This is a genomic window from Pseudomonas sp. SST3 (assembly GCF_003325755.1).
On record NZ_QORI02000135.1, the window covers coordinates 1 to 4,079 of the forward strand.

A 4,079-nucleotide genomic window follows, 5' to 3' on the forward strand; every position below is an offset into this window, starting at 1 on the left:
TCGTCAAGCGCCTCGCCGCCCAAGGGGCAGCGGTTGCCTTTACCTACGTCAGCTCGGCCGCCAAGGCTGAAACAACTGCAGAACGAGGTGATCGGCGCAGGGGGTCAGGCTCTGGCGATTCACGCCGACAGCGCCGATGCCACGGCGATTCGCGCGGCGGTCAACGCCACGGTCGAGGCGTTTGGACGCCTGGATATCCTGGTGAATAACGCTGGCGTGCTGGCCATCGCGCCGCTGGACGAATTCAAGCTGGAAGACTTCGACCAGACCTTGGCGATCAATGTGCGCAGCGTGTTTATCGCCACCCAGGAAGCCGCCAAGCACATGGGCGAAGGTGGCCGCGTGATCAATATCGGCAGCACCAACGCCGAACGCATGCCCTTTGGCGGTGGCGGGCCCTACGCCATGAGCAAGGCGGCGCTGGTGGGGTTGACCAAGGGATTGGCGCGGGACCTGGGGCCACGGGGCATCACCATCAACAACGTGCAGCCTGGGCCGGTGGACACCGATATGAACCCGGCGAACAGTGATTTTGCCGACAGCCTGATCGGGTTGATGGCGGTAGGACGGTATGGGCATGTGGAGGAGATTGCCAGTTTTGTGGCCTATCTGGCCGGGCCGGAGGCCGGCTATATCACGGGCGCCAGCCTGACCATCGACGGTGGTTTCAGCGCCTGATTTTGCAAAACTGGCACACCAAATGTGGGAGCGGGCTTGCCCGCGAAGGCGGTGTGTCAGTGCGACATCTGTCACTGCACTACCGCTTTCGCAGGCAAGCCAGCTCCCACACTTTTGACCGCGCGGGGTCAGGCCATGGGGGCAAGCCGTAGGCGGCCAAATCAAAGTCGGCGAGCTTGCGAATAATCTGGTCAGCATGCTGGTACTTGCTGTCAGCCATCGCCTCATCGGGCACCGCAATAGCGGTCATGTGCGCAGCCTTCGCCGCCGTCACGCCGAACGGCGAGTCTTCGAACACCAGGCAATCCTCAGGCGCTACACCCAACCGGCGCGCGGCGGTGAGGAAGATATCCGGCGCTGGCTTGGCGGCGCCGACTTCCGGGTCATCGGCAGTGACGATGGTGTCGAACAGGCCAAACCATTCACGGTGCAGGGTGGTCTTGTGGCCAAACGAGTTACGCGATGAACTGGTGCCCACCGCAATCGGAATATTGTGCGCCTTCAAGTGCCGCACCAACGCCTCGGCACCGGGCATACCCAAGGCCTTGGGAAAGCGCTCGCTCATCAGCGGTTCGCGTATTTCCAGAAACTCGGCGGGCGTGATCGGCAGGTCCAGGGCCTTGACCACGTAATCGGCCAAATCCTGGGCACCCCGCCCGATGATGTGCTGCTTGATGCCCCAGTCGTAGGTACGACCATAGCGTTCGGCAATGATCTGCGTGACTTCGGTGTAGATGCCTTCGGTATCCAGCAACAACCCGTCCATATCGAAAATCACGGCTTTGATCGGGACAGCGGTACGCGGTGCATTCATCACAACACAACCTTGGGGCGAGGACTAAAAGGATTCAGCACAATAACGGCCCTCGTTGCCTGCAAGCAACCTTCGTGGGCCTTCCGTTGATTCATACCACGCAACAGTTTTTACCCGTCGGCGCTGACGGCGGCCGTCTAGGGTTTGAGAGGAAAACGTCATGACCCGTTGACGCGGATCTGAAAATACCGATTGCAAACCTTATAAAAGACTTATTAACCTCCCATGAATTCAATCCAATGGACGCGAAAAGCCGTCAAACAATTGCTTCGGTTGCATTCGTATCATCAGCAACAGGTACGCGATGCCGTGTCCGCTCTTGAACACATGCCCGATGCAATCAACGTCAAGGCACTGGTTAACCATCCTCACAGCTATCGCTTGCGGGTAGGTCATTACCGGGTCCTTTTCGACTGGGACGGCAGCATCCAGGTCGTCAGCATCCAAGAGGTTAAAAAACGTGACGAGCGAACCTACTGCCGTACAGATCATCCACAATACGCAGGGCGAGCCAGCCTATGTGGTGATTCCCTATGAACACTATGTGGCGCAGCAAAACGATCCAAACCTGATCCCCCATGCGGTAGTCAGCCGCCTGGTGGATGGCGCAACACCTATTCGCGCGTGGCGCGAGCACCTGAGCCTGACCCAGGAAGAAGTCGCTAAACGCCTGGGTATTTCACAATCGGCATTTGCCCAGCAGGAAGCGGTCAGCAAACCCCGCCGCACCACGCGGGAAAAGATAGCCAAAGCGTTCGGTATCAATGCCAGTCAACTGGAGCTATAACGGCGCGCTGCAAAAATTCACGTCCCCCTTCACCTCACATCGAGCTCAAACATGCTCTACCGCCTAGCCGCCGACGGCCTTGTGCTGTTCCACCTGGCCTTTATCCTGTTCGTGCTGTTCGGCGGCCTGCTCACCCTGAAGTGGCCCCGGGTAATGTGGCTGCACCTGCCCGCCGTTGCCTGGGGCATCGCGGTAGAGGTGCTGCACCTGCCCTGCCCCCTTACACGTTGGGAAAACCTGTTTCGCCACTTGGCCGGGCAGGATGGTTATGGCGGTGGGTTTATCGAGCACTACATCCTGACGCTGATCTACCCCGCCGGGCTGACTGCGAATACTCAATTAGTGCTGGGGGCCGTGGTGGTGGTGGTCAACCTCGCCGTGTATGCACGCCTGATCAAACGCAAGTAGGCAGGCAAACCCAGGCCAAACCAGGGTGGCCTCCACCGCCTGTTCCAGCGGTGTGTGGGGCTCATGGCCGAGCGTCGCGAGCAGGCGCTGGTTATCCAGGCGCAACGGTGTTTGCCACAGGTAGCGCATCTCCTGCATCTCACGCACGGTGACGACAAAAGGCGCCGCCCAGTTCAACAACCACCAGGGAAACGCGCCGACCCTGGGTTGCTGGTCCCGTCCTGCGCAGCACCACACGCTGGATCGTCTTAGCCATCTGCGTACCGTCCGCATCCATGTACCCAGCCATATGAAAGCAGGCGAAGGCGCCAAGACTGGCACGACGCTCAATCAACTCAAGCATTGTACGCGCTACGTCCGGCAGATAAGCCCATTGATGGGCCACGCCGTAATCGCCTGGGTAGCGGATGGTGTGCACCGGTTTGCCGGGTTTGACCAAGCCTTGGGCAAACCAGTTATTGGCCACCCTGGCGCCGAAAAAATCCCCAGCGCGCACAATCACCACCCGGGCGCCCTGAGTGGAAGCGGCTCGCAAGCGCTGCTCCATCTGCACACGGATCGCGCCCTTGCGAGTCAGCGGGTGCTGGGGTGAGTCTTCGTGCAGCACAGGGAATGCATCCGGCCCGAAGTTGTAGACCGTGCCGGGCAGCACGACTGTCGCGCCTTCGCAGATGGCCGCCGCAATGGAGTTGTCGATCATCGGCAACACCCACTCGGCCCATTTGCGATAACCCGGCGGATTGACGCCGTGCACGATTACCGCGCAGCCCCGGGCGGCCGCGATCACGTCGTCGCGATTCAGGGCATCGCCTTTTAGCCACGTAAAAACAGGATTTTGGCTGCGAGCCTTGATCAGATCCCGAGTCAACGCCCGCACCTCCCAGCCCGCCGCGCTCAACTGCCGCGCCACTTCGCCACCAATGCCACCGGTTGCACCCAAAACCAGAACCTTGCTCATCACCCTCTCCCACTGTTGGTTGATGAGGGTATGTTGGATGCGGAACAGCTATAGAGGAATTGCCCAAGGGTATCGAGCCGCTATACATTTATGTATGGCTACGAATATCGGTTGGGAGCTTTACCGGTCATTTCTCGGTGTACTCAAGGAAGGATCGCTGTCGGGGGCCGCACGGCAGCTCGGCATCACCCAACCCACGGTAGGGCGGCACATCGCCGCGCTGGAAACGGCGCTGGGCGTCGTGTTGTTCACCCGCTCGCCCTCAGGCTTATTACCCACTACGGTCGCCCACACACTGCGGGCGCATGCAGAAACCATGGCGCGTACCGCCGCCGCCCTTGAACGCGCCGCCTCGTCCCAAGGCGATGAGGTGCGTGGCGTGTACGAGTATCGGCCAGTGAAGTGGTGGGTGTGGAGGTACTGCCGCCGATCAT

At 60.2% G+C, this 4,079-nt stretch carries 3 protein-coding genes and 4 pseudogenes; 5 read left to right on the plus strand and 2 right to left on the minus strand.

Features of this window, described 5'->3' with window-relative positions; translation table 11 throughout:
* A pseudogene (locus DQ405_RS25135) lies at nucleotides 1–678 on the plus strand (3-oxoacyl-ACP reductase family protein); the annotation flags it as partial.
* 79 nt (nucleotides 679–757) lie between these two features.
* On the opposite strand, the gene DQ405_RS25140 reads toward DQ405_RS25135, so the two are convergent.
* Nucleotides 758–1,492, minus strand: a complete 735-nt coding sequence (locus DQ405_RS25140) for an HAD-IA family hydrolase (RefSeq protein ID WP_168426410.1) — start codon at nucleotides 1,490–1,492, stop codon at nucleotides 758–760.
* 225 nt (nucleotides 1,493–1,717) lie between these two features.
* Here DQ405_RS25140 and DQ405_RS25145 point away from each other — a divergent pair.
* The 3 genes and pseudogenes from DQ405_RS25145 to DQ405_RS25155 all read left to right on the plus strand — a co-directional run.
* Nucleotides 1,718–1,969: pseudogene (locus tag DQ405_RS25145) on the plus strand (type II toxin-antitoxin system RelE family toxin); the annotation flags it as partial.
* On the plus strand, nucleotides 1,953–2,279 hold the full coding sequence (locus tag DQ405_RS25150) for a helix-turn-helix domain-containing protein (RefSeq protein ID WP_014719512.1): 327 nt from the start codon (nucleotides 1,953–1,955) through the stop codon (nucleotides 2,277–2,279). The pseudogene DQ405_RS25145 and the gene DQ405_RS25150, both read left to right, overlap by 17 nt.
* A gap of 51 nt (nucleotides 2,280–2,330) precedes the next feature.
* Nucleotides 2,331–2,687 (plus strand): DUF2784 domain-containing protein, encoded by a 357-nt coding sequence (locus DQ405_RS25155; protein WP_019820579.1) that lies wholly within the window; start codon nucleotides 2,331–2,333, stop codon nucleotides 2,685–2,687.
* Here DQ405_RS25155 and DQ405_RS25160 read toward each other — a convergent pair.
* A pseudogene (locus tag DQ405_RS25160) lies at nucleotides 2,619–3,645 on the minus strand (NAD-dependent epimerase/dehydratase family protein). The gene DQ405_RS25155 and the pseudogene DQ405_RS25160 sit on opposite strands and share 69 nt — an antisense overlap.
* Before the next feature lie 94 nt (nucleotides 3,646–3,739).
* On the opposite strand from DQ405_RS25160, the pseudogene DQ405_RS25165 reads away from it, so the two are divergent.
* Nucleotides 3,740–4,079 (plus strand): annotated as a pseudogene (locus tag DQ405_RS25165) (LysR family transcriptional regulator); the annotation flags it as partial.

Bases quoted from the DNA above. Each gene is read 5' to 3' on its own strand.
- DQ405_RS25140 (WP_168426410.1), bottom strand. From the start codon at position 1,492: ATGAATGCACCGCGTACCGCTGTCCCGATCAAAGCCGTGATTTTCGAT.
- DQ405_RS25155 (WP_019820579.1), top strand. From the start codon at position 2,331: ATGCTCTACCGCCTAGCCGCCGACGGCCTTGTGCTGTTCCACCTGGCC.